The 4543-nt window shown below is 40.8% G+C and carries 3 protein-coding genes; all 3 read right to left on the bottom strand.

The genetic code is table 11. From position 1 onward, the window contains the following. Nucleotides 1–2461, bottom strand: a 2461-nt coding sequence (locus ACEW8O_RS24450; RefSeq protein ID WP_373497251.1) for an efflux RND transporter permease subunit, incomplete at its 3' end; no start/stop codon positions are given. Nucleotides 2462–2517: 56 nt separating this feature from the next. After that, entirely contained in the window at nucleotides 2518–4011 is a 1494-nt protein-coding gene (locus ACEW8O_RS24445; RefSeq protein ID WP_373497250.1) for an efflux RND transporter periplasmic adaptor subunit, read from the bottom strand. Nucleotides 4012–4039: 28 nt separating this feature from the next. Further along, complete coding sequence (locus ACEW8O_RS24440; protein WP_373497249.1) at nucleotides 4040–4294, bottom strand: hypothetical protein; 255 nt, start codon at nucleotides 4292–4294, stop codon at nucleotides 4040–4042. Nucleotides 4295–4543 lie beyond the last annotated feature (249 nt).

Genomic DNA, 4543 nt, shown 5'->3' with positions numbered 1-4543 from the left:
TTGCCGAGACAACGGTTTTTCGCTGTACATTTTCCCGGTTGATGGTGTTTGGACCGCTTCCACTTACAATATCTGCCACATAGTGAATAGGAATTTTTTCTCCGTTTTCAGCATCAATCAGGGTGTTCATGATATGATCCATTTTGGTCCTGTTCTCCTCATCGAAGCGCACTATGAGATCAAAGGATCGGTTTTCCTCATAGATTTCCGATACTTTCTCACCCGCAATGCCCACATCTACAAATTCATTGAATTTACCTATGCTGATGCCGTAATGGCTCAATAATTCCCTGTTCGCTTTGATCTGTATTTGTGGGATTTCAATTTGTGGCTCGACCTGCAAGTCAACCAATCCCTCAATGTCCTGAATTTCATTTTTGATCTGATTTGACAGGTTGTACATCCTGTTTAAGTCTGACCCAAAAATTTTAATGGCAACATTCGCCCTTGTGCCTGAAAGCATGTGGTCGATTCTATGCGAAATCGGTTGGCCTATGGTTACATTGGCCTCTTTGATCAGGGAAAGCTTTTCCCTTACCTCTTCAAAAAATTCGTCGCGACTTCTTTCTTCCAGTAGGAAAGGAACTTCAATTTCCGAAGAATTGACACCCTGTGCATGCTCATCCAATTCTGCTCTGCCTGTTCTACGTGTAGTTGAAATTACCTCCGGAATGCTTAAAAGTGCTTGTTCTACTCTTCTCCCGATATTATTGCTTTCTTCCAGCGACAGTCCCGGTAAGGCAACCGCTGCAATGGTCAGGGCTCCCTCATTGAATTCCGGCAAGAAACTTCTTCCCAATTGGGTAAAAGCCAAAATCGCTATAACAAGCATTGCCAAAGCGGAGCCAATGAATAGCTTTTTCCACTGCATGGCTTTCTCCAGGAAAACCCCATATGCTTTTTGGAGATTATTTACCAGCCAACTTTCCCGATCCTGTTTGATCAACCTGCTTTCATCGGTCAACATGTAGCTACAAAGAACAGGAGTAAGGGTAATGGCAATGATAAGGGAGGCAAAGAGTGCCACGATAAAGGCAATTCCCAAAGGAGCCAATAATTTACCTTCCATTCCTGAGAGGAAGAATAAGGGGATAAATGCTACTATGATGATAAATGTGGCATTGATGATGGAATGTCTGATTTCAAATGAGGCATCAAATATTACCGCAAGCTGATTTCTTTTTTGTTTCTCCGGTAGCTTTGCATTTTCCTTTAGCCGTTTGAAAACATTTTCAACATCAATGATCGCATCATCCACCAAATCACCGATCGCTATCGCCATACCTCCCAAACTCATGGTATTGATGGTAAATCCCAACCATTTCAATGTCAGTATAGCCACAAGCAATGAAATGGGTATGGCCAACAATGAAATGACTGTTGCCCTCCAATTCATCAGAAACAAAAACAACACAATGACCACAAAAGCACTGCCTTCCAATAATACCTTTTGGATGTTGCTTATGGAAGCGTTGATAAAGTCTGCTTGTCTGAATACTTTGGTGTCTATTTTGATATCCGCTGGAAGGGTTTTTCGAAGATCTTCCAAAGCTTCATCAATTTTTTCGGTCAATAAAAGTGTATTGACATCAGGCTGTTTGGAAACAGATAATACAACACTTAATTTAGCATTACTGGAAGCATCGCCGATTTTAGGTGCTGCACCGATTTTTACCTCAGCTACATCTTCAATCCTAATGATCTGTCCATTAGCTTGTTTTATTATAGACCTGCCGATTTCTTCTATGGAATTGGTCCTGCCTATTCCTTTGACGATGTACTCGTTACCATACTCATACACAAATCCACCGGAGGAGTTGCCATTGGATTCTTCACCGGCTTTTATCAATTCCTCTAATGTGACACCGTGAAAGCCCATCCTTTGGGGATTGGCCAAAATCTGATATTGCTTAAAGTCCCCACCATATACAATTACCTGGGCGACCCCAACGGTAGCCAACAACCTTGGCCGGATAATCCAATCTGAAATAGTTCTCAAATCCATCATAGAGGAACTGTCAGCAGTCAGGCTGACAAACAGGATCTCACCCATGATAGAAGATTGTGGAGCCATGACCGGCTTTCCGACTCCCAAAGGCAAGGTTTCTCCAATGGTTGCCAGTTTCTCATTGACTATTTGCCTGGCCCGATAAATATCGGTATCCCATTCGAATTCTACCCATATGACAGAAAATCCCCCGGAGGATGCAGACCGTACCCTTCTGACATTAGTGGCACCATTGACTGATGTTTCGATCGGAAAGGTTACCAGCCTTTCTACTTCCTCCGGTGCCATACCGTGGGCTTCAGTTAGAATAACAACCGTAGGTGCGGTCAAATCCGGAAATACATCCACTTCCATATTGAATGCCACATAGGTGCCAAACAAAGAAAGCAAAGCAAATGACGTCACCACCAGAAGGCGGTTATGCAATGAAAATTTTAATATGGCATTGAGCATGAGTTTCTTCTTTAATATTCTAAATCCCGGGATTTGAAGTGTACAGACTTATAAAATCAATGACTGTGTCCATGCTCGGGAACTGCTCCTGTTGCTGAGGCCAGTTTAATGGCATAGGCCCCTTTGGTGACGACTCTTTCATTTTCCATTAGTCCTGAGATGACATGGACTTGGATCCCGTCGTTTCCGGCCAGTTTGACTTCTCTTTTCTGAAAGCTTTCTCCCCCTGTCTGAACAAAGACGTAGAAATTCCCCAATTCTTCCATGAGGGCTGAAACAGGAATTACCAAGGCATCCGGGATAGGTGATGACTTTAAAAAGACTTCAGCTATTGCTCCCGGGATTATATTTCCGATGTTGTCTATTTCAAAAGTGATTGGAATAAAAGAAGCGTTGGAGGAAGCACTTTTTCCGTAGGAGACAACTTTGCCATTCATGTTTTCTGAATCAAAAACCTTGTCCTCTGAAATAATCCTAAAATTTGCAGCGGAAATGTTGGGCAGTTTGTTGTAATATTTCTGGGACACATTGGCCTGAAGCAGTACTTTTTTGTTTTTGCTGACAACAGCCAATGGAATACCTGCTTCAACATATTGACCTTCTGTCACCAAAAGATTTTTTAAAAATCCCGAAGAATTTGAGCTTATTTTTTGGCCGGTCCTGGAATAATTTTTCGAAACAGCCTGAAAGTTGGCTTCCATGTTTTCATATTCCAGCTTGGTTTGTAAGTATTCTTTTTGTGAAATAATTTTATCTTTTACCAAGATTGCTGCTCTTTCAAACTCGGCTTTAGATAATTCATATTTGGCCTTGGTTTCGTTGTAATAAACTTCAGGGTTGCCCTGTGTCAGGTTACCGCTGCTGATGGTAAATAAGTGATCTCCGGTTTTTATTTCGGACCCGATCACCGTTTTATTGGTGGCAAACAAAACTGCGCCATTGGAATTGGCTGTGATAACACTTTCATCTCCCGGTGCCGGCAATAGCTGACCACTTGTTTTGAGAATTTCACGGAAGGGATCCCTACGGACAGGTGCATTGGAAAATTCAATATTCCAGGCTTGTTCTTTCAAAAATGTGATCTCATTTCCTGAATCGACTGCCTTAATTTGTGATAAAGCTGATTCCTCATCAGGATAAACAGTTACATCATTTATTACAATTTGATCAGTGTAATCTTTTGTTACTATATCAAAAATCAATTTACCCTTGCCTGACGCAATAGGCTTAAGGCCTAATCTGTAAATTCCGGGAGAACTTGCAGAATCTGAACTGCTCTTTATACCTTTATCATTTATAATCAAACTGACAGTTACACTTCCTTCTGTCAATGGTATAAATTTTTGACCTAATATGGTAAAGTGTGCTGCAAAACCCGAAAATTTTCCAACAATCATTGGATTAAATTCAACAAACAGCTCTGTGTTTTTTGAATAATGCGTAAAAGACAGAGGAACTATGCCAGTTTCATCATGGGCATGTTCAGCCTCTTGTTGGCCGCAACCAGCCAACAAGAGGATAAACAGAACCATCTTAAATGATGTTCTCATAAGTAAATTATTAAAGGCTGTGGATTATTTAATGCTTGTGGTCGCCATCATCACCATGGCTGTGAGTAGCTGAATCCTTTGCAGTACTGTCAGGACTTACTTTGAATTCTTCTTGAGTGTGATTTTCCTCATCATGGTCATCATGAACGGATCCATCTTCATGTTGGTGTGTGCCATGATTATGGGCGTCTTCGCCATCATGAGAATGTCCACCTGATTTTTTGTTTCCACAGCCAACAAACAAGAAAGCTGCAATGCAGAATAAGACGATTGAATTTTTCATCGGTAACTTGGTTCTAGATTAATAGATAGAAATAATTCAGCTAATTTTAATAGCCAAATTTTAAATGGAAGTAAATCCATTTAAAGAAAAAATTAAGTTAAGCGATGGTTTTAGGGGGACCTCTTAGACTTGAGGGAAGAAAAACATAAAAACTGTTAAATAGGCAATTTTCCGGAGGGGCTTTTTGCTGTATATAGAATTTAGATAAAGCTCGGAAAACTGATTCCTGAATAGGGAGAATAAATGGTG

This window comes from Aquiflexum sp. (genome assembly GCF_041749095.1).
Lineage (GTDB): Bacteria > Bacteroidota > Bacteroidia > Cytophagales > Cyclobacteriaceae > Aquiflexum.
Note: the sequence above shows the minus strand (reverse complement) of the source record. Positions and strands in the feature narration are given on the sequence as shown.

Excerpts from the sequence above, each read along its gene's own strand:
- ACEW8O_RS24445 (WP_373497250.1), bottom strand. The coding sequence starts at position 4,011 with ATGAGAACATCATTTAAGATGGTTCTGTTTATCCTCTTGTTGGCTGGT.
- ACEW8O_RS24440 (WP_373497249.1), bottom strand. The coding sequence starts at position 4,294 with ATGAAAAATTCAATCGTCTTATTCTGCATTGCAGCTTTCTTGTTTGTT.